19 protein-coding genes and 2 pseudogenes are annotated in these 22,888 nt (G+C 68.9%); 7 read left to right on the forward strand and 14 right to left on the reverse strand.

Features of this window, described 5'->3' with window-relative positions; all coding sequences use genetic code 11:
- Positions 1-56 precede the first annotated feature (56 nt).
- Together ESZ52_RS10545 and ESZ52_RS10550 are read right to left on the reverse strand one after the other, a co-directional pair.
- A complete protein-coding gene (locus ESZ52_RS10545; RefSeq protein ID WP_131104905.1) occupies positions 57-1,313 on the reverse strand; it encodes a serine hydrolase domain-containing protein in 1,257 nt (418 codons plus the stop codon).
- A gap of 107 nt (positions 1,314-1,420) precedes the next feature.
- Complete coding sequence (locus ESZ52_RS10550) at positions 1,421-2,383, reverse strand: L-lactate dehydrogenase (RefSeq protein WP_131104906.1); 963 nt, start codon at positions 2,381-2,383, stop codon at positions 1,421-1,423.
- Positions 2,384-2,702: 319 nt separating this feature from the next.
- On the opposite strand from ESZ52_RS10550, the gene ESZ52_RS10555 reads away from it, so the two are divergent.
- Complete coding sequence (locus tag ESZ52_RS10555) at positions 2,703-7,850, forward strand: cell wall-binding repeat-containing protein (protein WP_238154556.1); 5,148 nt, start codon at positions 2,703-2,705, stop codon at positions 7,848-7,850.
- A gap of 111 nt (positions 7,851-7,961) precedes the next feature.
- Here the strand turns inward: ESZ52_RS10555 and ESZ52_RS10560 are convergent, their stop codons facing one another.
- The 3 genes and pseudogenes from ESZ52_RS10560 to ESZ52_RS10570 form a co-directional block, all read right to left on the reverse strand.
- Positions 7,962-8,636, reverse strand: coding sequence for an FMN-dependent NADH-azoreductase (locus ESZ52_RS10560; protein ID WP_131104908.1), 675 nt, complete (start codon positions 8,634-8,636; stop codon positions 7,962-7,964).
- Between the two features lie 302 nt (positions 8,637-8,938).
- A pseudogene (locus ESZ52_RS10565) lies at positions 8,939-10,020 on the reverse strand (IS256 family transposase).
- A 625-nt stretch (positions 10,021-10,645) separates the two neighbouring features.
- A pseudogene (locus ESZ52_RS10570) lies at positions 10,646-12,048 on the reverse strand (IS3 family transposase).
- Positions 12,049-12,689: 641 nt separating this feature from the next.
- Between ESZ52_RS10570 and ESZ52_RS10580 the strand changes: the two are divergent.
- From ESZ52_RS10580 to ESZ52_RS10595, 4 genes are all read left to right on the forward strand, one after another.
- Complete coding sequence (locus tag ESZ52_RS10580) at positions 12,690-12,929, forward strand: type II toxin-antitoxin system RelE/ParE family toxin (protein WP_337590199.1); 240 nt, start codon at positions 12,690-12,692, stop codon at positions 12,927-12,929.
- Positions 12,919-13,215 (forward strand): addiction module antidote protein, encoded by a 297-nt coding sequence (locus ESZ52_RS10585; RefSeq protein WP_131104910.1) that lies wholly within the window; start codon positions 12,919-12,921, stop codon positions 13,213-13,215. Before ESZ52_RS10580 ends, ESZ52_RS10585 begins: the two co-directional genes overlap by 11 nt.
- A 66-nt stretch (positions 13,216-13,281) precedes the next feature.
- Positions 13,282-13,602 (forward strand): nucleotidyltransferase family protein, encoded by a 321-nt coding sequence (locus tag ESZ52_RS10590; RefSeq protein ID WP_131104911.1) that lies wholly within the window; start codon positions 13,282-13,284, stop codon positions 13,600-13,602.
- On the forward strand, positions 13,599-13,919 hold the full coding sequence (locus ESZ52_RS10595; RefSeq protein ID WP_131104912.1) for a HepT-like ribonuclease domain-containing protein: 321 nt from the start codon (positions 13,599-13,601) through the stop codon (positions 13,917-13,919). The genes ESZ52_RS10590 and ESZ52_RS10595 overlap by 4 nt, the downstream gene beginning before the upstream one ends.
- 42 nt (positions 13,920-13,961) lie before the next feature.
- Here the strand turns inward: ESZ52_RS10595 and ESZ52_RS10600 are convergent, their stop codons facing one another.
- The 5 genes from ESZ52_RS10600 to ESZ52_RS10625 all read right to left on the reverse strand — a co-directional run bounded on the left by ESZ52_RS10600 (position 13,962) and on the right by ESZ52_RS10625 (position 16,369).
- The gene (locus tag ESZ52_RS10600) at positions 13,962-14,309 is read right to left on the reverse strand and encodes a type II toxin-antitoxin system PemK/MazF family toxin (protein WP_131104913.1); all 348 of its coding nucleotides are present in this window, start codon (positions 14,307-14,309) and stop codon (positions 13,962-13,964) included.
- Positions 14,296-14,526: a ribbon-helix-helix domain-containing protein gene (locus ESZ52_RS10605; RefSeq protein WP_131104914.1), complete on the reverse strand. Its 231-nt coding sequence runs from the start codon at positions 14,524-14,526 to the stop codon at positions 14,296-14,298. The genes ESZ52_RS10600 and ESZ52_RS10605 overlap by 14 nt, the downstream gene beginning before the upstream one ends.
- 224 nt (positions 14,527-14,750) lie before the next feature.
- A complete protein-coding gene (locus ESZ52_RS10615; protein ID WP_131103283.1) occupies positions 14,751-15,824 on the reverse strand; it encodes an IS630 family transposase in 1,074 nt (357 codons plus the stop codon).
- Between the two features lie 27 nt (positions 15,825-15,851).
- Positions 15,852-16,124 carry a PIN domain-containing protein gene (locus ESZ52_RS10620; protein WP_238154589.1) on the reverse strand — a complete coding sequence of 91 codons (273 nt, stop codon included), beginning with the start codon at positions 16,122-16,124 and terminating at the stop codon, positions 15,852-15,854.
- Positions 16,121-16,369, reverse strand: coding sequence for a type II toxin-antitoxin system Phd/YefM family antitoxin (locus tag ESZ52_RS10625; RefSeq protein ID WP_131104915.1), 249 nt, complete (start codon positions 16,367-16,369; stop codon positions 16,121-16,123). Before ESZ52_RS10625 ends, ESZ52_RS10620 begins: the two co-directional genes overlap by 4 nt.
- A gap of 296 nt (positions 16,370-16,665) precedes the next feature.
- Here ESZ52_RS10625 and ESZ52_RS10630 point away from each other — a divergent pair, with 296 nt between their 5' ends.
- The gene (locus ESZ52_RS10630) at positions 16,666-17,679 is read left to right on the forward strand and encodes a DMT family transporter (protein ID WP_131104916.1); all 1,014 of its coding nucleotides are present in this window, start codon (positions 16,666-16,668) and stop codon (positions 17,677-17,679) included.
- A 176-nt stretch (positions 17,680-17,855) separates the two neighbouring features.
- Here the strand turns inward: ESZ52_RS10630 and ESZ52_RS10635 are convergent, their stop codons facing one another.
- The 4 genes from ESZ52_RS10635 to ESZ52_RS10655 all read right to left on the reverse strand — a co-directional run bounded on the left by ESZ52_RS10635 (position 17,856) and on the right by ESZ52_RS10655 (position 20,537).
- Complete coding sequence (locus tag ESZ52_RS10635) at positions 17,856-18,788, reverse strand: NADP-dependent oxidoreductase (RefSeq protein ID WP_131104917.1); 933 nt, start codon at positions 18,786-18,788, stop codon at positions 17,856-17,858.
- A 584-nt stretch (positions 18,789-19,372) separates the two neighbouring features.
- Positions 19,373-19,732, reverse strand: coding sequence for a type II toxin-antitoxin system death-on-curing family toxin (locus ESZ52_RS10640; RefSeq protein WP_131104918.1), 360 nt, complete (start codon positions 19,730-19,732; stop codon positions 19,373-19,375).
- Positions 19,733-19,735: 3 nt separating this feature from the next.
- On the reverse strand, positions 19,736-19,870 hold the full coding sequence (locus tag ESZ52_RS19910) for a hypothetical protein (RefSeq protein ID WP_256842280.1): 135 nt from the start codon (positions 19,868-19,870) through the stop codon (positions 19,736-19,738).
- A 337-nt stretch (positions 19,871-20,207) separates the two neighbouring features.
- Positions 20,208-20,537, reverse strand: coding sequence for a VOC family protein (locus ESZ52_RS10655; protein WP_131104919.1), 330 nt, complete (start codon positions 20,535-20,537; stop codon positions 20,208-20,210).
- A gap of 1,151 nt (positions 20,538-21,688) precedes the next feature.
- Between ESZ52_RS10655 and ESZ52_RS10660 the strand changes: the two genes are divergently transcribed.
- A complete protein-coding gene (locus tag ESZ52_RS10660) occupies positions 21,689-22,624 on the forward strand; it encodes a glycoside hydrolase family 15 (protein WP_131104920.1) in 936 nt (311 codons plus the stop codon).
- Positions 22,625-22,888: the final 264 nt, after the last annotated feature.

Consider the following 22,888-nt stretch of genomic DNA (forward strand, 5'->3'; position numbering starts at 1 on the left):
AGTCCCCGGGCCTCACCCGGAGGCGGCGGAGAGCCGCCGCCTCCGGGTGAACGCCCTCAGTCCTCGACCGCCTGGTACACGACCGCCCGGAAGTCGGCTTCGGGCAGGTCGAAGCCGACCATGTGCTGGGTCATGAGCACGCCGACGATCTCCTCGACCGGGTCGACCCAGTAATAGGTCTTCGCCGCGCCGGACCAGCCGAACTCGCCGGGAGAGCCGGCGAGAGCGCTCTGGCCGATGTCCATCGCGACGCGAGAGCCCAGGCCGAACCCGTAACCTGGCGTCGGCGCACCGCCGACGGCGTACGGGAGCAGGGCCGGCTCGAGATGGTTGGTGTGCATCAGCTCGAGCGTCTTGCGGCCGAGGATGCGGGTGCCGTCCTCGGCCTTGCCCGTCAGCAGCATGTTGGCGAAGCGCAGGTAGTCCAGACCGGTGCCGAAGAGGCCGATGCCGCCGCGCTGGAAGACGTCTGCGGCGTCGCTCGGGTAGGTCGACTCCACGTCACGGCGGCCGAAGTCTCCCGCGGCGAAGGCGCCCGCGAGGGTGCTGAAGGCCATGTTCTCGGCGAACAGGTCGGGGAGGCCGTACATGGCGGCGATGCGTCCACGGGCGGACTCCGGCACACCGAACGCCGTGTCGGACATCCCGAGCGGCCCGAAGATGCGCTCCTGGAGGAAGTCTCCGAGCTTCTGGCCCGAGATGACCTCGATCAGGCGAGCGGTGACGTCGGTGCCCAGGCTGTAGTGCCACATCGTCCCCGGGGCGAAGGCCAGCGGGATCGTCGCGAGCTCGTCGATGAGCTCCTCGAGCGTGCGCGTAGGGTCATGCATGAGCTTCTTCGCGCGGTACTGCTCGGCGACCGGGAAGTCCTCGAGGAAGTCATAGGTGAGCCCGCTCGTGTGGCTCATCACGTCGCGGATCTGCATCGGACGCAGCGGCGACTGGTCCTCGAGCGTTCCACCCGTCCCGGCGATCTTCGTGGCTCCGAAGGCCGGGATCCACTTGGCGACGGGGTCGACGAGCTGGAACTTGCCCTCCTCGAAGAGCGTCATCAGCGCGGTGCAGACGATCGGCTTGGTCATCGAGTAGAAGCGGTAGATCGTATCGTCCGCCAGCGGCACGTCGGCCTCGCGGTCCTGCCAGCCGATCCGCCCCGCGTGGACGAGCTGCCCGCGGCGCGACACCAGGGTCGTGAAGCCTGGGTAGTTGCCGTGGTCGACGTACTTCTGCAGTGCGGGCGCGATGCGCTCGAGGCGCTGTGCGCTCATCCCCACCGACTCCGGAGACGTGAGCCGGGATTCGACGTCAGTCATGCACAAGCTCCTTTGCTTGGGAAAGGTCCTGAACCTACAGGTCGGCTGCCCGCTCGGCAATCACGGGATAACGATGTCCCCTGGTCGCAGGTGCCGACCTTGGTTGCTCAGGCACCGACTCTCTCGGCCGTGCGACGGATGGAGTCGGCGCTCTGCCGCAGCAGCTGGCGCTCGGCGTCGGACATCGGGACCTGCAGCCGCTCCAGCGCGCCGCCAGAGCCGACCACGGTCGGGACGGACAGGCATACCCCCTCGATTCCGTAGTCGCCGGTGAGCATGGTGGAGACCGGCAGCACGCGACGTTCGTCGCGCAGCACCGACTCGACGATCTGGCAGCAGGCGAGCGCGACGGCGTAGTTGGTCGCCCCCTTGCCCTGGATGATCTGGTCGGCCGCGTTCACCACGTCCCGGGCGATCGCCTCCCGCGCGTCCTCGTCGAGCACCCCACCGTGGTGGCGCGACCACTCGACCAGAGGCACACCGCCGACGGCGGCCGAGCTCCAGAGCGGGAACTCGGTATCGCCGTGCTCGCCGACGACGTAGGCGTGGACGTTCTGGACCGCGACGCCGATCTTGTCGGCGATGCCGTAGCGCAGGCGCGAGGAGTCGAGGACGGTGCCGGACCCGAAGAGCTGCTCGGACGGCAGCCCCGTCGCCCGCAGCGCCGCGGTCGTCACCACGTCCACCGGGTTGGTGACCATGACGTAGGTGGCGTCCGGCGCGACCTCGAGCAGGCGCGGCAGGAGCTTCTTCGTCAGCGATACCGTGCTCTCGGCCAGCTCCATCCGGCTCTGACCCGGTCGCTGCTTCGCGCCGGCGGTGAGGACGACCACCCGTGCGTCGCGGCAGATCTCCACGTCATCGCTGCCGTCGATCGACCCCATGGGGGTGAACGACAACCCGTGGCTGATGTCCAGCACCTCCGCGTTCAGCTTGGCCGCGTTGATGTCGTGCAGCACCACGCGACGGGCCGTGCCGCGGACGAGGGCGGTGTAGGCGATCGTGGCGCCGACAGAACCGGCCCCGATGACGGCGACAGTGGGTGGTTGCGACGCGGTGCCTGCGTTCATGGGCCCATCCTCTCTGTCACGACGGGGTCGTGCAGACCTTGGGTCGTCAGCCGTCACCACGATTGTCCCAGAACTGCCCCAGAGGAGGCCTTGCTCGTCGGCGTGGCCCGCGCCTAGGTTTCGCTCATCCCGGGTGGACCGGGGCTGGGTCGGGTGAGGAGGGACCATGGGCAGGTTCGCGGTAGGCAAAAGGTGGTTTTCCGTCGTCGCAGGGGCGTCGCTGCTGGCCACCACGGGAGCATCGGGAGCCGTAGGGGCGACCGGTGGGCCGCCCGCCACGGCTCCCCCAGCACCGGATGACCCGTCGGTTCATGCCGAGGTGCTGACCGAGATCGAGGAACAGGGCCGGGCCGACTTCTGGGTCCGCTTCGAGGCCAGGCCGGACCTTTCCGCGATGCACGACATCGCCGACTGGGAGGCACGGGGTCGGGCGGTCCACGATGCGCTGACCCGGACCGCGGAGACCAGCCAGGCCGAGCTGGTCGCCGAGCTGGAAGCCGCCGGGGTGAGCTACACCCCATACTCGATCACCAATGCGGTGCTGGTCCGAGCCGGGGACGCCGCGACGCTCAGCGCCGCAGCGGCGGTGCCCGGGGTGGAGGGCGTCTACCCGACCACCGACTACGAGCCGCCGGACCACCGGCCGGCGGAGCTGACCGACGTCGGCCCGGCCGCCCTGGAGTGGGGCATCACCGACATCGAGGCCGACCAGGTGTGGTCCGGGCTCGGGGTGCTGGGCGAGGACATCGTGGTGGCCAACCTGGACACCGGCGTGCAGTTCGATCACCCCGCCCTGGTCGCGCAGTACCGCGGGAACAACGGCGACGGCACGTTCAGCCACGACCACAACTGGTTCGACGGCACCGGGGGGATGTACCCGGACGAGCCGGGCGACTACGACGGGCACGGCACCCACACGGCCGGCACCATGGTCGGCGACGACGGCGGGGACAACCAGATCGGCGTCGCGCCCGGGGCCCGGTGGATCGCCGCGGGGACGGACTGGAGCGACGAGTCGCTGTTCGCGGCGGGCGAGTGGTTCCTGGCCCCGACCGACCTGTCCGGGAACAACCCGAACCCCGCGCTCAGGCCGCACATCGTCAACAACTCCTGGGGCGTGCCGCTCGAGACCGACCCGTTCATGGAGGACATCCTGCTGGCCTGGGAAGCGTCCGGCATCTTCGGGGTGTGGGCCGCAGGCAACGAGGGCCCCGGCTGCCAGACCCTGCGCACGCCGCCGTTGATGCAGATGACCTACGCCACCGGCGCCTACGGCTCGGACCGGGAGATCGCCGGCTTCTCCAGCCGTGGCCCCGGCGAGGACGGCGAGACCAAGCCCAACATCGCCGCGCCCGGCGACGGTGTGCGGTCAGCGGTGCCGGGCAACGGCTACGACGTGTACAGCGGGACCTCGATGGCAGCCCCCCACGTGGCCGGCGCGATCGCGCTGATGTGGTCCGCCTCGCCGGCGATGGTCGGCGACGTCCAGGGCACCAAGAACCTGCTGGACCAGACCGCGGGCGACGCCCCCGACCTGCAGTGCGGCGGCACCGAGGAGGACAACAACGTCTACGGCGAGGGCCGCCTGGACGCCTACGACCTGGTGCTGGCGGCGCCCATCGGCGACGTGGGGACCCTGGAAGGCACGGTCAGCGACGCCGACAGCGGGGACCCGATCCCTGCAGCGCGGGTCTCGATGGAGGGCCCGCTGAGCCGTACCGTCCTGACCGACGCCGACGGCGAGTACCGGGCCCGGGTGCTGGCGGGCGACTACGACGTCACCGCCGAGAAGTTCGGCTGGATCCCGGAGAGCGCGAGCGCCACCGTTCCCGAGGAAGGGAACGAGGTGCTCGACTTCGAGCTCGAGGCGGCACCCACCGGGACCCTTAGCGGCACGGTCACCGACGGCTCCGGGCACGGCTTCCCGCTCTACGCCCGGGTCAGCGTGAGCGGCACCTCGCTGGCCACCTACACCGACCCGCTGGACGGCAGCTACCAGCTCGACCTGCCGCTGGACACCTACGCCCAGATCGTGGTCGACGTGCAGTACCCCGGCTACCAGCAGGGCTTCCGGGAAGTGCAACTCGGCGGCGACACGGAGGAGAACTTCGCCGTCCCCGTCGACAGCGTCTCCTGCACCGCCTACGGCTACTCGGTGAACACCGACGGGCCGACCGAAACCTTCGACGACGGGCAACCGGCCGGGTGGTCCGTGGTGGACCACGCCGGCACCGGCCAGGTGTGGGTCTTCGACGACCCGGCGGGCCGGGGCAACGAGACCGGCGGCGAGGGCGGCTTCGCCACCGTCGACAGCGACTGGTACGGGCCGGAGGGCCACCAGGACACGTCGCTGGTCACCCCGGTCTACGACCTCACGGGCGTCGGCGACCCGTCGCTGGTGTTCAAGCACCGCTACGAGCCGCTGGGTGAGGTCGCCGAGGTCGACGTCAGCCACGACGGCGGCCAGACCTGGCAGACCCTCCTGACCTTCGGCTCGGAGCCGGGCGGCGAGGAGATCGTTCCGCTGCCCGTCGTCGACGACATGTCGCAGGTCCAGGTCCGCTTCCACTACTACGACGCCTACTGGGCGTGGTACTGGCAGGTGGACGACGTCTTCGTCGGCGAGCGCAGCTGCGATCCCGACGTGGCGGGCGGCTACGTCGTCGGCAACGTCTACTCCAGCACCACCGGCGACCCGGTCCGCGGTGCCGTGGTGACCAGCGTGGACAACCCGGAGGACCGGGCGGTCACGGTGGACACGCCGGCCGACGAGAACCAGGACGACGGCTTCTACTGGCTGTTCAGCCACCTCACCGGCACCACCCCGTTCGAGGCCACCGCCCGCCGGATGGGCACCCAGGTGCAGGACGTCGACGTGGTGGCCGACGGCGCCGTGCGGGCCGACTTCGAGCTCGGCGCCGGCCTGCTGGTCGTCGACCCCGAGGAGATCAGCACCCAGGTGGTGCTGGGCGACTCGGCCACCGAGGAGCTGACCTTCACCAACAACGGTGACGCGGCGGCCGAGGTGGAGCTGCGGGAGGTGCGTGGTGACTTCGAGATGCTCCGCGCCGACGGCAGCCGGATGACGAGCAGCTCGCCGGGCGAGGGTGCGCCGGTGCGCACCACCGACGCCGAGCCGTCCTTCAGCGCCCTGTCCGGGGCGGCCGTGACCGACCGGAGCGCCGCCCAGCGGCAGCCGGCCGGCCCCGCGGAGGAGCCGTGGACCGACCTGACCTCCTACCCCTTCGGGGTGATCGACAACCGGGTCGTCAACCTGGACGGCACCTGGTACACCATCGGCGGCACCGACGGCTTCGAGGGCTTCGCCGACGTCCACCGCTACGACGAGGCCAGCATGGAGTGGACCCCGGTCGCGCCCCTGCCCGAACCCGCCTGGGCCACGGCAGCAGGCGTCGTCGGGGGCCAGATCGTCGTCAGCGGCGGCTGGCGCCTGGACGGCGGCACCAGCGGGGCGACCTACGTCTACGACAGCGGCAACGACAGCTGGGACCAGGTCGCGGACAACCCGTCGAGCGTGTCGGCGGCCGGGCAGGCCGTCGCGGACGGCCTGGTGTACTCGGTCGGCGGCTGCACCACCGGTGACTGCCTCCCGATCAGCTCGTCGGTGACGGCATACGACCCCGGAACCGACCAGTGGCAGGCGCTCGCGGACTACCCGGTCCCGGTCGCGTTCCCCTCGTGCGGGGCCATCGACGGGTCGGTCGTCTGCACCGGTGGCCTCGCCGAGTCGGGTGACCTGTCGGCGAGCTACGCCTACGACGCGGGCACCGACACCTGGTCGGAGGTCGCTGAGGCGCCGGTCACCTGGTGGGCCAGCTCGTATGCCGTCGCCAACGGCATGCTGGTCGTCACCGGTGGCATCGTGGACGGGCAGCCGTCCAACGAGTCCTACGGCTACGACCCCGCCACCGACAGCTGGGAAGACCTGCCGAACCCGAACACCCCGGCCTACCGCGGCGGGGCCGCGTGCGGCTTCGTGCGGGTCGGCGGCGACGCGGGCGGCTGGATCCCGCTGGACACCGTGGAGTACCTGCCCGGCTTCGACGACTGCGGCGAGTCCGGTGCGGACGTCGAGTGGCTGATCCTGTCCGAGACCGAGACGGTGCTGGAGCCGGGTGAGTCCTGGACCGTCGAGGTCACCACGGACGGCGCGGTGCCGCAGCCGGGGACCTTCACGGCGGAGATCGCGGTCATCGGCGGCATGCCAGGGACGGACCCCACCGTGCCGGTGACGATGGAGGTGACCCCGCCCAACTCCTGGGGCAAGATCACGGGCACCGTTCATGGCGAGTCCTGTGAGGCCGAGCTGAGCCCGCTGCCCGGTGCAGCGGTGACGCTGGTCCCGGTGCGTCCGGACACGCCGCAGTGGTACCTGGTCACCGACTCCGACGGGCAGTATGCCCGGTGGATCGACACCCGGGTCGGGACGATGGACATCACCGCCTTCAGGGAGGGCTACTACCCCGACTCGGTGCGCCGGGACATCCCGCGCGGGACCACGACGGAGCAGGACTTCGACCTGCTCGACGCGGCCTGCGAGGCTCCAGGCCCGGTCCACCCGGACGTGGTCCGGCTGGCCGGTGCGGATCGCTACAAGACGGCCGTCCAGGTGTCCTCCCACTTCGAGCCGGGCGTGGACACGGTCTTCCTGGCCACCGGCGCGACCTACCCGGACGCGCTCACCGGCTCGGCCAAGGCCGGCAGCCTGGAGTCCCCGGTTCTGCTCACGAAGTCGGACCGGCTGGTCACGGCTACCGCGGACGAGCTGCGCCGTCTGGCGCCCGAGCGCGTCGTCGTGCTCGGCGGGTCGGCGGCGATCTCGGAGGAGGTGGTGACGTCGGTGCGCTCAGTGACCGGGGCCACGGTGGAGCGCTGGGCCGGCACGGACCGTTACCGCACGGCCGCGGTCGTCTCCGGGACGTACGACGTCGCCGACGTCGTGTACGTCGCGAGCGGGCAGGACTTCCCGGACGCGATGGCCGGTTCGGCGCGGGCCGCCGCGCTGGATGTCCCGGTGCTGCTCGTGCGGCAGGATTCGGTGCCCACCGCCACGGTGCGTGAGCTCGAGCGCCTGCAGCCGGACCAGATCCGGGTGCTGGGCGGAGCCGGAGCCGTCTCCGACGCCGTCGTCACGGCGCTGGGCGCCTACGGCGACGTCGAGCGGGTCGCTGGTGAGGACCGCTTCGGGACGGCGGCGGCGGTCAGCGCCGACCACCCGACCTCGGCGCAGGCCTTCGTGGCCAACGGGCGTGCCTGGCCCGATGCGCTCGCTGCGGCGGCGCTGGCCGGTCGCGAGGACGCACCGCTCCTGCTGGTCAAGCAGGAGAGCATCCCCGGCGTGACCTGGACCGAGCTGGACCGGCTCGACCCCGGCCAGGTGTGGGTGATGGGTGGCTCCGCCGTCGTCAGCGAGGTGGTGGTGGACCAGCTTCGGACCCTGGAGTGAGGTGACGCGGAAGGGGCGGGCACCGGCCGGTGCCCGCCCCTTCGGCTGTCCTGGCACTCACCCACCGAGGTAGTGCGTCACCAGTTCGGCTGACCCGATGTGCTGCGGACGTCAGAACGTCGGCGCGGCGGCCTCTGCCTCATGGAAGGCGGCGGCGAGGCGGGGCTCGCGCACCTCGGTGGGGTACGCCGTGCATTCCAGGATGATCGATCGGACGTCTGTGAGGCCGATGAAGCCCAAGACCGCCCGCAGGTACGACTCCTGGAACTCGTGACCGTCGAACATGCCGCCTGGCGTGTACGCCGTGTTTCCCCGTGAAAGGACCAGCTGTACGGGCCGGTCCGGTGGCACTAGCCCCACGAACCCGGATCTCGGATCGAAGGCCATCGTGATGCCCGGCTGGACGATCACGTCGAGGTAGTGCTTGAGGGTGTAGGGCACGGAGAAGTTCCACATTGGCACCGAGAACAGATAGTGGTCGGCCTCAAGAAAGCGGGTGCAGACGTCGATGACCGGCTGGACGGCTGCGACCTCCTCCTCGGTCGGCATCTGCCCTGCCGTCACCTTCACCTTCCAGGACGAAGCCATGGCGTCGAACGCGGGCAAGGGCTCGGTCCAGACGTTCAGTTCATCGACGCTTGACCCCGGGTGCGCGACGCGCCATGCCTCGACGAACGCGGCCGCAACTCTGCCGGAGAACGATCTGGAACTCATCGGGCTGGCTGAGACGTGCAGCAATCTGGCCATGATGCAGTCCTTCGACGACGGGGGCCTTCCGATCTTCACGAAGGTACTCCTACTCCACGATGTGTGGTGGAATCCGATGGTCAGATCCGTGCCAGCGTCTGTTCCACGTCGCGGCGGCGTGAAGGGCCATGAGCCCTGAACGCCGTCAGCAGGAGAACGTGGTGGCGCCGTCCCCGATCCACTCCCTGAGCTGAACTGTGCCGGCTACCTCAACATCGTTGATCCGTGTCTCGCGCCCGGCATCGGCTGCACCCACCGCGACGAGGAAGGCGACCGGCACCTTCTCTGCGTCCTTGAGCCGTGGTCGGGTCTGTCCGCTGATCGGTGTTTCCGGGTTCGCCTCAGAGGTTCTCCGGGGCCGGCATGCGGTCGGCGAAGGTGACGGCGAAAGCGTTGGGCGCGGGCTTCCACCGCATGGTCCATCGTGCCTGGCCGGGGCCCTTGGGGTCCAGGCCCCTGGTGACCAGGTACAGGCACTTCAGGGCGGCCTGCTCAGTCGGGAAGTGTCCGCGCACGGTGACCGCCCGCCGGTACCTGGCGTGCAGGGACTCGATGGCGTTGGTGGGGAATAGCACGCGGCGGATCTCCACGTCGTAGGCCAGGAAGGGGATGAACTCCTCCCACACCGCTCTCCACATCCTCGGGATGGCCGGGTAGGGCTTGCCCCACTTCTCCTCGAGCTCCTCGAACGCCGCCCATGCCGCCTCGACCGAGGGGGCGGTGTAGATGCGGCGCAGGTCCTTGGCCAGTTGGTCCCGGTACTTCCGCGAGGCGTAGCGCAGGGTGGCGCGGATGGGGTGGATCACGCAGGCCTGCGCGATCGCCTGGGAGAAGACGCCGTTGACGCTGTCGGGCAGTCCCTTGAGGCCGTCGCAGACGATGAAGAGCACCTCCCGCAGGCCACGGTTCTGCAGGTCAGCCAACACGAACATCGCTCAACTTCGCCGACTCACCACCGCCCTGCCCACAGGCCGAGGACGTCTCGCCGGCCGTTCAGGTCGACGCCAATCGCGGTGTAGAAGGGCTGGTTGCCGACTTGCTCGTCGGCGAACAGGCTGATCGCGACAGGGTCCACGTCCGAGAGGCGCCGCTGTCGCTTCTTGACGATGACCGTTCGAACGTGCCGGCCCGGTCCCGGGGGGCGGCGATGGCCACCTCTCCGGCGGCGTCGGTCAGCAGCTCCTTGGGGCGGGGCCGTTGCCGATGTTGCCGTTCTCCGCCGTGGGTACCTGGTGCTTCTCGTGGCCGAGGTGCTCGGTCAGCTCCTCTTCCAGCGCTGTCTCCATGACGTGGGGGTGATCGACTTGAGCAGCCCGTCCGGGCCGGTCAGGTCCTCACCACGGGCCTAGGCGGCCTGGACCGGCTCCCGGACCGCAGGCTGCTCGGTCTCGCTGCGCGAGGTCGTCTTGTCCGCTTCCTCCACATGGCCCGACCATCACCGTCCAACACGGCGCCTTGGCCTACCTGCTAGGCATCAACGCCGTGCGCCTCCGAGGCCACAGCAGTGCGGGGTCTTGGAAGGTTGCTGCGGAGGAGGGTAGTCAACAGGCCGAGCGCCAGGATCCCTCTCACGATCTCCTACACCGTGCGCGAGCACTTCGAGAGGGCAACCCGGATGTCGCCACCACACGAACCAGCACCCCGCTGAGCGGCGGGGGGGGGCTCGCTGAGAAGTGCCCCCCGGTCGCCTGGCCCGTGACTTCCGGGCGCCGGGAGGACTGGCCAGGCCAACCACGGCCAGGGGGTGTCACGGAACACCACCGTGATCACAGCAAGGCGTGCGAGCATCAAACCACGAAACGGGCACACCCTCCTACCAAGTGGGTCTTTTGCTTCCCTTTACCTTCTCTTTACCCTATGCTGCAGTACAACGTCGGCGTTGCGCACAAGGGACGCACAGCTGACCATCCTGCAGGCGAGGTACGGGACTACTGACGCCACAGGAGCTACAACACCCCCGCTCACCGTGACTGAGCGGGGGTGCTGTCGCGCCACCGGAGGTGGCATCCCGCCACCGGAAGGTGTCAAGTCGGGTGAGACAGTTTCCGTCAGGCGGTCTGTATGAGGGACTCCTGTGAGGGCTGGTTGATCCACGCGGCCTGGGGCAGCTTGGGCGCCTGGGGTCGGCGGTGGCCGAACCGCTCGGGGTGGGCGGCGTAGGCAGCGTCCAGGGTGGACTGGCGTTGGGCGCGGACCTGACCGACGGTGCCGTAGTGGACGCTGGCGGGAGTGTGCAGCCCGATGCCGGAGTGGCGGTGCTCGTGGTTGTAGTAGGCGAAGAACTGCTCGGCGAACGCGCCGGCGTCGGCCAGGGACCCGAAACGTTCGGGGAAGACCGGGGCGTACTTCAACGTCTTGAACGCGGCCTCGCTGTACGGGTTGTCGTTCGAGACGTGCGGGCGGGAGTGGGACCGGGCCACGCCCAGGTCCACCAGCAGCTGCGCGACCGGTTTGGAGGTCATCGAGGTGCCCCGGTCGGCGTGCACCGCGTCCGGGACACCGTGCACGCCCATGGCCTGCTCGAGCATGTTCTTGGCGATGTCGGCGTCCTCGCGGGCCGCGATGGTCCAGGCCACGACGAACCGGGAGAAGATGTCGAGCACGACGTACAGGTCGTAGTACACGCCCCGCTCCGGTCCTCGCAGCTTCGTGATGTCCCAGCTCTAAACCTGTCCAGGGCCGGTTGCCACCAGCTCGGGCCTGGTCCTGGCTGGGTGGGTGGCCTGCCGGCGTCGTTCGCCGGCCATGTCGTGCTCGCGCAGGATGCGGTGCATCGTGGACTGCGAGCACAGGTAGGTGCCCTCGTCCAGCAGCGTGGCCCAGGCCTGGGCGACCGACTTGTCCGCGAACTCCTGGCTGGTCAGCACCGCCAGCACGTGCGCCCGTTCAGCCTCGGTGAGCTTGTTCGCCGGGGCCGGGCGCGGTGTCGTCGGGCGTGGCCGGGGCGGGTTCTTGGCCCGGTAGTGACCCGCGCGGGAGCGGCCCAGCAGGGCGCACGCAGCTGCGGTGCCGACCTGCTCAGCCAGGTCGTCGACGGCCGGGTCGATCACCGCCGCGACCGCGGCGGCTTGTCCGCGCTCTCGGAGAGCGTCTCCAAGAGCGCGTGTGCTTTTCCCACCAGATCCAGGGCAGCTTTCGTGCGGGCGAGCTCGGCCTCGGCCTTCTCCGCCCGTGCCCGCAGCGCCTGCAGCTCCCGTTCCTGGCGGTCTCGTCGCTTGCCACCCAACCCGGCCTGCGCACCGGCCTGCGCTGCCTTGCGCCACTCGATGATGTGCGAGCTGTACAACCCTTCCCGGCGCAAGATCGCGCCCCGCTCACCACGTTCCGCGGCGTCGTACTCGGCAAGGATCGCGGCCTTGAACTCGGCGGTGAACCTCCGCCGCTTCGGCTGGTCAGCACGAGGGGACATGACCCCATCATCGGTGCCGACATCAGCAGTCGTCATCGTCATCTCAGTATTGATCCGATCTCGCCCCGTGCAGTGCGAAGGTCAACAGTGCTGGTGTCTCACCCCATCCTGACGCACAGGGCACCGGCGACCCAGAAGGGAACAGAGCCGCCTTACAAGGGTGCGAGCCCACATCCCGCTCTAGGTGCCCCCACCGGGTCCGTCCCTCTGAGCGTGCCCGGGTGAGCGCACCACCAGCCCATTGATGCTGGCCCCCTCTGTGGAAAGGCGATCGAGCGCCGGCGACGTCCATCGGATGGTCCAACGCGTCGCGAAGATCGCACGGATCCCTCAGCACATCAGTTCCCACTCGCTGCGCAGCCGCATTCAGCAACGCCGTGGACGCCGCCCGCCTCTACGCGACACAGAGATCCTCGCCCGGCGTGCCGACCCCAGAACCAATGAGCAGTACGACTCAGCCCGCGGCAACCTCAACCGCCACGGCGTTCACTTCGTCACCGTCCATGTCGCTCTCGTAGGGCCCGGGTACGACGCATCGCTGTATCGCCGAGGGTCGGACGGTTCGGATGGTCCTTGAAGCTGGCCCACCTGTCGACTAGAATCGACATGTGGTCGAGGTCTTCACCACGGACGACTTCGACCGGTGGCTGCGGCTGAAGGACCGCTAGGGCCGGCTGCGGATCCTGTCCAGGATCGACCGGCTGGCTCATGGCAATCCTGGGGACGTCAAGGCTGTGGGCCAAGGCGTCGTGGAACTTCGGCTGTCCTACGGACCTGGCTACCGGGTCTACTACGCACAACGCGGGCACCGCGTGGTGCTCCTGCTCTGCGGTGGCGATAAGTCAACGCAGCAGAGCGACATCAGCAAGGCACAGGAACTGGCCGCACAGTGGCTTGCGACGGAGGATGACCATGACCACTGAGCAGTACACGCGCTTCGACCCGGCTGACTACCTCGGGGACATCGAGGACGTCGCGGCGTACCTGCAGATCGCGTTGGAGGATTCTGGCGAGGATCCCACCGCGGTGCCCCGTGCGCTCGGGGTCATCGCGCGCACGGGAAACATGAGCGAACTGGCCCGACGAGTCGGCATGAGCCGGGACGGGCTCTACAAGGCCCTGTCCGACCAGGGCAACCCCACATGGTCCACCGTGCTGAAGGTGTGTCACGCCCTCGGCCTCAAACTCACCTTCCACGCCGTCGCCTAGACGCTCGACTCTGCCGCTGCGTGCGAGTTCTGTGCGGGAGTCGTGGCGTCCCTCTACCCTTGAGGCATGAGCACCGTCACGTCCGACAGCGTCGCCCTTCGTGCGGCTCTTGCCGCGCACCGTGGCGCCATCGACGAGATCCTCCAGCATTACGGTGCGACGAATCCGAGACTGTTCGGCTCGGTCGCCCGCGGTGACGCCACCGCCGACAGCGACCTCGACATCCTCGTGGACCTGCTGCCCACCGCGGGGAATCCCCTGTTGCGCCTAGCCGGTATCGGTGAGGACCTCAGCGACGTCCTGGAGCGACGGGTCGACGTGGTCACCGCGGCCTTGTTACGGGACGAGGTGTCGGCCACCGCACTAGCAGACGCGGTACCGCTGTGAGTCGATCCGAGCAGGAACGATTCACCGACATCCTGCACGCCATCGAGCGCTGCCAGAACTACACCCAGCATCTTGACTCCGAAGACCTCCGAGCGATGGCCTACGACGCTGTGCTGCGCAACCTTGCCGTCATCGGTGAAGCAGTTCGGGCGCTACCGAGCGAGACGCGCGACCGTGCACCCGAGGTCCCATGGGGAGCGATAGCAGGTCTGCGCAACGTCGTCGTGCACGAGTACTTCCGCATAGATGCCGAACTGATTCTCGACATCGTCGACAACCAGCTCGGGCCTCTGGCTGACCGTCTCCGCCAGTTCTGATGCCTGCCGCCCCAACACGCGACTCTGCCGCGCGTCGGGCGGTCATCGCTGCAGATGGATTCGCAACGCTTCGTCGACCGCAGCCATGAGGCGGGGCGGCACCCGGCCTACTGCAGTACCGACCCTCTCGACTGCGACCGAGCGCACCTGCTCCGCCTGGGCCTTGGAGTCCACCCGCAGTCCTGTCTCGTCAGCCGGCAGCAACGCCTGGAACGGGAAGACCCGCTCCACGTTGCTGGTCACGGGCACGACGGTGACTACTCCACGACCGAGTCGTTGAGCCATGGTGTTCGCCCGATCATTGCTGACGAGCACCGCGGGACGCCGCTTATTGGCCTCGCTACCGCGCACTGGATCCAGATCGACGAGAAGGATCTCACCGCGCAGCATCGGTCAGCCCGTCCGAGGACGCTGACGCCCACGCGTCTTCGTCCCCCGCGACGGCCCACTCCTCCCAGGCGGCGGCATAGGCCGCCTCCAGCTGCGGGTCTTGCAGGCGGCGGATGGCCTGCTGGACGCCAGCGGACCTCGACTCGAGGCCAGCTTCTTCGACGTACCGGTCGAGGGCCGCGAGATCTTCCTCGCTCAGACTTACGCTCACCTTCATGCATCGATACTACCCGGGTAGGATAACGATTGCTACCTCAGTAGCAGCGTCTGGACATGCCGCGGGTCGTTAGACCACGCGCACATCGATCAGGTCCTCAAGTCCGGCGAAATCATCCGGGTTGCGGGTGTAGAGCGCAGCATCATGTGCATGGGCGGTGGCTGCAATCAACAGGTCCATCGTGCGTCGGCGGGGTTGACGTCGGGCTTCTACGACCGCGGCCGCTAGTGGCCCGCGTTTGAAGTTGCTTGACGGTTCGCTTTCTTGAGAATCTCGTCGGCGGTCTTGGTCCACACGAACGGGTGGCACCGGTCGTTCCAGCCGTCTATGAAGGCGCGGATCTTGGCGTTGAGGTCCTTGACGGAGCCGAAGCTGCCGCGGTGGATGGCCTGGCGCTCGATGATGGAGAACCAGACCTCGACCAGGTTGAGCCAGGAGCCAGAGGTTGGGGTGTGGTGGACGTGGATGCGTGGGTTCTTGTCCAGCCAGGTCCGGACCTCGGCCTTCTTGTGGGTGGCGTAGTTGTCCATCACCAGGTGCAGCTCGCCTTCGGGGTAGGCGCGGGCGACCTGCTTGAGGAACGCGAGGAACTCCTGGTGCCGGTGCCGGGGCTTGCAGGCGCCGGTGACCTTGCCGGTGGCGATCTCCAGCGCCGCGAACAGCGTGGTCGTCCCGTGCCGCTTGTAGTCGTGGGTGCGCCGCTGGGGCAGGCCGGGTTGCATCGGCAACATGGGCGCGGTCCGGTCCAGCGCCTGGATCTGGGACTTCTCGTCCACGCAGAGCACGATCGCGTTCTCCGGCGGTTCCAGGTAGAGACCGACCACGTCGGTGACCTTGGCCACCAGCTCGGGGTCGGTGGAGAACTTGAACGTCTCGACCCGCCACGGTTGCACCCCGTACTCGCGCCAGGCCCGCGCCACGGTCGCGTCCCCGATCCCCAGGTGCTTGGCCAGCAACCGGGTCGACCAGTGCGTCACCCCCAACTTCTTGGGCGGCGGCGTCAGCGTGGCCGCGACCACGTCACGGTGATCCACCTGCCGGGGCCGGCCCGACCGTGGTTCGTCGAGCAGCCCGTCCAGTCCCTTGTCCTGGTACCGGGCCCGCCACTTGATCACCGTCGTCCTGCTCGTGCCCAACCGGTCCGCGATCGCCTCGTTCGCCTCACCGGCCGACGCGGCCAGCACGATCCGGGCACGCAACACCAGCCCGGCACGCGTCGCCGTCGACCGGGTCCACCGCACCAATTGATCTCGGTCGTCCTCGCGCAGCATCAGGGCCGGGGCAGGTCGATTCGCCATACTCCATGATCCCAGCCCAACAACCGTTTAGGAACTAACGACGCGCCGCACTAGGCGGCCGTAACTGGCCGCAACTACCTCGTCGAGGGGCAGGGCAGCGAATCGGCGCTGAAGGACGCTGAGTCGTCGCAGGCGTTCGGCGCGCACCCCGGCGGACTTGGCAACGAGGACCCCGAAGTGCAGCTCCGCCAGGGTGACGGTGCTGATGGCCAGGACGCCGGGGATTGGCGTGAGGTCCTCGGCAATCACCACGCTCGTGTCGAGCAGGCCACGCTCGTCCGTTTCTGTTTGCTCGGTCACTGCTCTGCCCAACGGTTGCGGACGGTGTCCTCAACCAGCTCTCGATCAGTCTCCCAGTCCGTATCGGCAGGGCCGGCGAACAGGTCCCTGACCTCATCCCAGCGGTGCCAACGGGTCTGCCGAGCCGGTACGAGTCTGGCGCTGGGCCGACCAGAGACGGTGACGATGATCTCCTCGCCTCGCTCGACGCGTCGCAGAAGTCCAGAGGCGTCCTGCCTCAGCTCACGAAGTCCCACCGTTTCCATAGCCCCATGGTAGCGCTTGTGCTACAGACTCGCTCATGTCGCGTATACACCGGCACTCTCGCGCCGGTATCACCGGTCGAGGTGTGACTACTCATCGGCGAGCGCCTCGCCCGGCGCTCCCCAATCAGTCTGTCGACGCCAGGCTCGAGGCGGTTCGCACTCAGTGTCCCAGCGCATGGGCATGTAGGACCGGCATGCCGGTTCCCCTGGTCCTGGCCACGGGTCGCGAACGAGCGACGGCAGGCGCTTTCAGACGCACCGGACCGTCTGGGCGAAGCCCTGACTAGGCTGGCCCGGTGACGATCGACCAGGTCGCCGCGCCCGGCGCCCGCGCGGCCCGTGCCAACGCCCACTCCGCCCGGTGGCTGCGTGTCCTCGCCGTGCCCGGCATGCTCCTGGTCGGCGTCATCGTCGCGGTGCAGTCGCAGGTCAATGGCCGGTTACGCGAGGAGCTCGGCAGCGGGCTGCAGGCCTCGGTCATCACCGCAATGCTGACCTTCTGCGTCGGGTGCTTCATCACCTCAGCCGTCGTGGCTGCGCTGCCCGAGCAGCGCCGCCGCTTTGGGCACTTCCGCCGCTCGCTCGTCACGCAGGTTCTGCCGGTCCGGCTCATCTGGGGCGGCGCGCTCGGCGTGCTCTTCGTGGTCAGCCAGGCCCTGGCGGTGGGGCCGGTCGGGCTGGCCGTCTTCACGATGGCCATCGTCCTGGGGCAGACGGCCGGCGGTGCCGCGGCGGACCGGTTCGGGCTCGGTCCCGGTGGCCCGCAGCCGCTCTCGGTGCCCCGGCTCGTCGCGTCGGCGACGGCACTGGGCGCGATCGTCTTGGCCGGTGCCGGGCGACCCGGCGGAGCGGGCGGGACGAGCACTACGGTCGTCGTCCTGCTCCTCATGCTCACCGTCGTGGCAGGGGTCGGCACCGCGATCCAGCAGGCGCTCAACGGTCGGGTCGGTGCCGTCGCCGGGCCCTATGTCGCGGCCTGGCTCAACACCGCCATCGGCTCGGGGATCCTCATCCTCGCCCTCGGCGTGGCCGCGCTGCTGCCGCACGAGTTCCACGGCTGGCCCACCCAGTGGTGGCTCTACACCGGCGGTCCGCTCGGCATCTCCTTCATCGCCCTGTCCGCCGCTCTCGTGCGCGTGCACGGAGTACTGGTGCTCATGCTCTGCACGATCGCCGGGCAGATGGCCACCGCCTGGGCGCTGGCCACCCTCGGGGCGGGGGACGTCCCGTGGAGCACCCACGTCGCGACCCTCCTGGTCCTCCTCGGTGCCGGGGTCGCCCTCCTGACCCGCCGCGGCGCCGCACGATGACCGTGCCTGTCACCTCCTCGGCCGACCATGCAGCCGTCCAGGCCCGCACCGTCCTGACCCTCATGGGCAGCCAGACGCTGGACGGCATCAGCGTGGCCGCCGACATCGGGGGTGAGCGGACCTGCGCCGGAAGCAGCGGCGGCTGCCAAGCCCGGTGCAGGGTCCGACGGCCTTACCTAGCTCTGGTCGCCGATGGTGATGGCGATCTTGCCGCGTACGTGACCCTCGATGCTGCTGCGGAAGGCGTCGGCCGCGCGCTCCAGGGGGAAGGTGTCGGCGATGACCGGCTTCACCCTCTCGTCCTCCACGAGCTCGGTGAGCGCAAGCAGGTGGGCAGGGTTGGGACGGACGAAGATGTAACGGCCACCCTTCTGCTTCACTCTGTCATCGACCACGGAGGCAACTCGCTCGGGCGTGTTCAGGTACGGCAGGGATGCCATCCAGTCCTCGCCTCCTACAAAGTCGACGACGGCATCAAGCCCATCGGGCGCCGCCTCGGCGACGCGTTCCCCGAGCCCGTTGCCGTAGCTCAGCGGTTCGGCGCCGAGCGAGCGCAGGAAGTCGTGGTTCTTCTCGGACGCAGTGGCCAGGACGCGGGCTCCCCACGCCGTGGCGATCTGGATGGCGTAGGTACCCACGCCGCCCGCTCCGTTGTGCACCAGGACGGTGTCACCCGCGGTCGCGCCGACCGCCTCGAGTGACTGGTATGCCGTCAGTCCCGCAAGGGGCATGGTGGCTGCTTCGGCCCAGGACACGTTGCGCGGTTTCCGGGCCAGGGCCCGCACCGGAGCGGCGACCCGCTCGGCGAACGTGCCCAACCCCACCGTGTCCATACGGGCGTAGCCGATCACCTCGTCACCGGCCTGGAACTCGGTCACCGACGCTCCCGGCTCCACGACGACGCCAGCCACGTCCCAACCTGGAATCACCGGAAAGTAGGTCGGCAGGGCAGCGTCGAGATAGCCGGCGGTGATCTTCCAGTCGACCGGGTTGACCGACGATGCCCGCACGTCGAGGAGCACGCTGTCCGGCCCCACCTTCGGTTCAGGCTGGTCGCCGTACTGAAGAACGTCGGGATCACCGTACTCGTCGTAGAACACTGCCTTCATCCTGCTCCTTCTCCTAAGAATAGGCCCCGCCGGGGCTCGTCATCTTCCGCCGGCAGCAACCGCCGGTTCCCGGTCCGCATTCCCGGCGACGGCGCGATCGCCACCATCCACAAGCGCCGCCCCGGACCACACCGGCTCGTCCATTGGCTCCCGACCCTCACCCTCCGGGCCATGCTCGGCAGGCGGACGTCCCGGCCGCGATCTGGTCCGGCCAGGCGGTGCTGCCGCCCTGACCGAGGCCGCACGCTACTGCCGCGCCCTGACCCCAACGGCGTCGTGGCAGTTCGAAGGCTAGCTCCGGTTCACCGGTGACGGGTCGTCCGCTGTCCGTCAATTCCGCAGTAGGCCGATGGATCCGCGTGTGCCCCGTCGTCGGCGGATCGCGCCACTCGTCGTCTCCCACAGTCAGCACTAGGCGGGCCGTGTGCAGTGCTAGATCGATGCTGATGTGAAACCCACGGTCGCAGACCTGGAAGAGACCATCCGCTCCCCATCCCCCACCATGGTCGGCCTGCTCGCCGTCCAGCGCGTGAAGACCGGCGACGTCTCAGCCGCACGGTCATACCGCGATCCGGTAGCCGGAACTAGTGCCATCTGGCCAAGTGGCGGGTTGCTACCCGGTGGTCGGTCTTGCCGCTGGCGATGGCGATGACCAGGTCGTACGCGTCGTCGTCGGGTGCCTGGAGATCGACGCCGTTGAGGCCGTAGAACACGACCACGGCGAGCCACCCCAGCCGCTTGTTGCCATCGACGAGCGGGTGGTTGACGACGATGGACTCCAGCAGCGCGCCCGCTTTGGCGTCGATGCCGGGGTAGGCGTCACGTCCGAAGACGTTCGCGCTGGGGCGGTGAGCCGCCGAGTCCAGCAGGCCAAGGTCCTGGATCGGACCCACGCCGAGGTCCGCTGCCAGGGCGAGCAGATCCTCGGTGGTGAGGTACTCCAAGGGTCAGCGTCCGAGACGCTCGAGCAGGTCGGCGTACCGCTCTCGCCCCCGCGCAGACAGCTCGCGTACGCGCTCCTCGTGCCCACGCCGCGCGGCCGCCTCCCGGATCGCCCGCACCGTCGCCTCCTGCTTGCTCACACCCTCAGCTTCGGCCAGAGCCGCCAATGCTCGCTCATCCTCAGGAGACAGTCGCAGAGTCATCGCCATGTGGTCATGGTATCGCTGTGGTATCTAACGCTCATGCCGCGGTCGTTAGACATCGAACCGGCGCTGAAGGATGCTGAGTCGTCGCAGGCGTTCGGCGCGCACCCGGCGGACTTGGCAACGAGGACCCCGAAGTGCAGCTCCGCCAGGGTGACGGTGCTGATGGCCAGGACGCCGGCCGCACTGAGGACGCCGTGGCGTCCGTTCCTCCGGTGGAGAGGTCCTTGACCTCAGGGACATACCCGCGTGATACGTGCCCGGCCGTGAGTGGCTACCGGCCGGTGTTGATCACACAGAACAGGCTGCCCGTCGGGTCGGCCAGGACAATGAAGTCAGCGTCCTCGGGGTAGTCCCAATCAACTCGAGTAGCACCAAGCGAGATCATGCGCTCGACCTCGGCGTGCTGCTCCGCTTCGCTGTCCGTCCATAGGTCCAGGTGTGTGCGGTCCTTACTGTCGAGGTGGAGGTGACAGGCGCCGCCCTTGCGTGGAACCAAGAATTCTGGATTGGCCCCTCGGTCGTATCCGAGCGCCTGGCTCCAGAAGGAGCCAGCGCGCTCCGTGTCTGCGGTGCTCATGACGATCGCTCCGATGCGAACCATGAGATTGACGCTATCGCCAGCGCCGAGATCCTATCCGCTCTTGCCGCATGGAGCGTGGGCCGCACGCTAGGGCCGCTTCACGTGCACGCCTGACGACGCCCGCACCGACGGAGTCCCTAGCCGTGCGGCGGGGCGTCTCAGAATCTGTCGCCGACGTCTCAGAGTCCGCCGCTGAAGTGCCCGGTCTGTCGCACGTGTCGCGAACGCTCCAGTACATCGCAGAATGCGTCCTCGTTGACACACTGTCAGGCCTCCAGGGAAGAGCACGATCGTGACGGACATCGGATCGGCCAAGATGAGTGAGTCCTGCTCACGCCTGTACCCGTGTGTCATCTCGACTTGACTGTTCCGCGCCCCGCTACCGTTCGGTGGTGCCCTCCTCGAACTGCTGATCCGCGCCCATCCGGCGGTGGTGTGGTGGACGGGGCTGTGCATCGTGGGGGTGGTCGTGCTCGCACTACGCCGTCCTTCGTTCGGCCCTGGCCGCTGCGTGGCGATCGGTGCCATGGGCATGATGACCCTGTTGGCTGTTGCGCCGCCGCGACGCGGACCGGTAGATGGGGTCGCCCGTACCTGTGATCTAGGTCCGGAGCATCTGCTGTGGCCGTGGGACTGGTTCAAGCAGGACCCTCGGATGGGTCTGGTGGGGCTGATGATCGTGACCGGTGTGGCTCTGTCGAGGCGTCCGCGCTGGCTCCCGGCGGCTCTTGCGCTGCCGCTGCTGCTAGAGGGGGTTCAGTACGTCTTTCCCGGACTGGCGCGCGCCTGCTCTGCTCCTGACGTGCTGCATGCGTGGATGGGGCTGGTCGTCGGGTTCGTGGCGGGCGCGGTGCTGCTACAGGTCGGTCGTGTCCTTCAGGGCATCCGCGTGCGGGTGTTGGCAGGTTCTGTGGTGCTCGGGGTGGCCGTGACAGCGGTGGCGGGCTGGAGCGGGGACCCGGGTGTGGTGGACCCGAACACGCGGGTAGGGCTGCGCGGGGAGGGGGTGCACTTCCCTGATCTCGACGTGCCGGGCGACGCGGACCAGGCCTGGGTCGACGCCGGGACCCTGCCAGGTGCCGGGACGCCATACGAAGAGATGGCGCGGACAGCGTTGTGGGACCTGAAGCACCTCTCCGAGAACCTGACGACCGAGGTGGCTGTCCTTCCGCATGCCGGGCCGGCGGAGGATTTGGGGGTACTTCTGGCCCCGGGACGGTGCCTTCCTGGCGGTGGCTCTGGCCCGCACGGGTCACGCCGACCGGTCCGTGGTGCTGCTGTCGCGGACCAGCGAGCTGTACCTGGACCCGATGTACGGGTTCGATGCCCGGTACCTCCTCTCCGGCGGCCGGATCTACCTCGACCCTCGCCGTGCGCAGGTCGACGGCTGCGGATGGGTCCTGTGGGCGATCCACGAGACGGGCATGCTCGCGGCGCTGCCCCCAGACGTGCACGACCTGCGGGACCGGTGCACCGACCAGTTGTTGCGGGCCACCGGTGGCGGCAGCCACCTGCCGGCACCGGGGCAGGACTACTGGGAACAGACCACCTATGACCACCTGCTCGGCGCCAGCGCCCCCGTCGCCGCCGGGTTGAGGTTCGCCTCGGCTGACTACCGGGCCCTGGGACAGGAGCAGCGTGCCGACGTCGTGGACCAGGCAGCAGGAGGCGTGCGTTCCGAGATCGAGAGATTCTTCGGACCCACCTATCTGCGAGCCGGCACCCACGGAGGCCTGGACGCCGCGACCGCGATGCTGATGCCGCCGTTCGACCCGGATCCTCTGCCCGGCGTGCAAGAGGCATGGTTCGGTTACCAGCAGGAAGCGGTCCGGCCCGGCGGAGGCCTGGCGCCAGGGTCGGAGTGGAAGAACGACGGCATCTCCTGGACCCCCGAGGTCGCACTGGTCGCCTACACAGCCGTAGCGTCCGGACAGGACGAGATTGCGCGCCACTGGATCCACTGGCTCGACCAGCACCGCGCCCCCTGGGGGTCGCTCCCGGAGAAGGTCGACTCCCAAGGCCGTGCAGGTGGCCCCGCCCCACTGGGATGGACCAGCGCCCTCGTCCTTCTCACTCTCGACGAGCTCACGGAGCCTCCCCAGGGCTGAGGAAACCGCGCGGCACGTGCGCGTCGATGCAAACCGTCGCTCACCCACGTCCGGTGATGCCGCGGGCCGTCCGCCGGGGAGCACAGTGGTACGCGGACCAGGGGTGCGACCTGATGCAGCCGCCAGGGCAAGACCGTCGCGTCACAGTCACCGGACAGGGTGGCGACTCCTGCTCGTGCTGTGACCGTCGACCGCCAGGCGCTGCCAAGATCCCGTCCTTGGGCGACGGATACACCACGTGTGGACGGGCGCGCCGCGGCGGCG

Source organism: Ornithinimicrobium sufpigmenti, from assembly GCF_004322775.1.
Taxonomy (GTDB): Bacteria; Actinomycetota; Actinomycetes; order Actinomycetales; family Dermatophilaceae; genus Ornithinicoccus; species Ornithinicoccus sufpigmenti.